Genomic DNA, 1,016 nt, shown 5'->3' on the forward strand with positions numbered 1-1,016 from the left:
TATATAATCCATAACCGGAGGATTCCTCATGAGCTTGGCCTACGCCTACCCCAAGAGCCGGTTCGAACCGGCGGTTGTTGTGGACCTGTCCGCCCGCGCCGAGCGCGAACGCGATGCCGCGCCAGTCGACGGCCGGCGCATTGCCGCCTAGCGGCAGCAGCAGCGCGAGGCCCACGCACGCGAGCGCGATCCAGGCGAAGTCCAGGCGCCGGCGCGACGTCGCCACGGCCACGACGAGCGGCCCCGTGAACTCGACGGCGATCGCGATCCCCAGCGGTACGTACGCCAGGGCCGAATAAAAGCTCAGGTTCATGGCGCCCAGCGACAGGCCGTATTGCAGCAGCGCGCGCCTGTCGCCGCGCGGCTTGAAACGCCACGGCCGGAACACGATCGCGAGGATCACGGCGGCGAAGGTCAGCCGCATCGCGGTGGCGCCGGCCGCGCCGACGACGGGGAACAGGTGCTTGGCGAGCGAGGCGCCCGTCGTCAGCGAGACGAGGGACAACAACAGGGCCGCGTAGGGGAAAATGGACGAACGCGTGAAAGAGGACATCGAAAAGCGGCGTGTAGCGAAACGTGCGACGATATCATCAAACCGGCCCCCTCCGCCGGCGCTACGATGGGATGGGACCGGGTAACGCTCTTTTTCCGGAACATGAACATCTGTAACAGCCTGTAAAACAACAGGCACGCGCCAACGGATTCTTTATAGTTGGCAGGTGAGGAGAACCGCCATGATCAAGCTCGCTATTATCGTTTCCTGCGCCGCCGCCCTGACCGGCTGCGCCACGTATTACCCGGCGCCGGCCAACTACGGCACGCGCGCCTATGCGCAACCCGACGCCAACGGCTGGCAGGTCGTGTCCGTGACGCCGGTGGCGCCCGGGACCGGTGCGGCCGCGGCAGCATCGGTCCCGGGCGCCCCCCGCGTCACGGGCCCGCCCTGCCCGCCGGTGGCGTCGGGTTGGGCCTAGGCGCGCGTGCCGGTGTTGGCCGGCGCCGGGGTATAAGTGGCG

3 protein-coding genes and 1 pseudogene are annotated in these 1,016 nt (G+C 67.8%); all 4 read left to right on the forward strand.

What is annotated here, in order from left to right:
• Positions 1 to 28: 28 nt before the first annotated feature.
• Positions 29 to 112 (forward strand): annotated as a pseudogene (locus ACEN88_RS32600) (DUF2384 domain-containing protein); the annotation flags it as partial.
• Position 113: 1 nt separating this feature from the next.
• Positions 114 to 299 (forward strand): hypothetical protein, encoded by a 186-nt coding sequence (locus ACEN88_RS32605; RefSeq protein ID WP_413346394.1) that lies wholly within the window; start codon positions 114 to 116, stop codon positions 297 to 299.
• Between the two features lie 12 nt (positions 300 to 311).
• Positions 312 to 521: a hypothetical protein gene (locus ACEN88_RS32610; RefSeq protein WP_413346396.1), complete on the forward strand. Its 210-nt coding sequence runs from the start codon at positions 312 to 314 to the stop codon at positions 519 to 521.
• Positions 522 to 734: 213 nt separating this feature from the next.
• Positions 735 to 974, forward strand: a complete 240-nt coding sequence (locus ACEN88_RS32615) for a hypothetical protein (RefSeq protein ID WP_413346398.1) — start codon at positions 735 to 737, stop codon at positions 972 to 974.
• Positions 975 to 1,016: the final 42 nt, after the last annotated feature.

It is taken from the genome of Massilia sp. CT11-108, from assembly GCF_047302915.1.
Taxonomy (GTDB): domain Bacteria; phylum Pseudomonadota; class Gammaproteobacteria; order Burkholderiales; family Burkholderiaceae_D; genus Telluria; species Telluria orientalis.

What these genes read in the sequence shown, in the direction of transcription:
- ACEN88_RS32610 (WP_413346396.1), top strand. Translation starts at nt 312, where the DNA reads ATGGCGCCCAGCGACAGGCCGTATTGCAGCAGCGCGCGCCTGTCGCCG.
- ACEN88_RS32605 (WP_413346394.1), top strand. Translation starts at nt 114, where the DNA reads ATGCCGCGCCAGTCGACGGCCGGCGCATTGCCGCCTAGCGGCAGCAGC.
- ACEN88_RS32615 (WP_413346398.1), top strand. Translation starts at nt 735, where the DNA reads ATGATCAAGCTCGCTATTATCGTTTCCTGCGCCGCCGCCCTGACCGGC.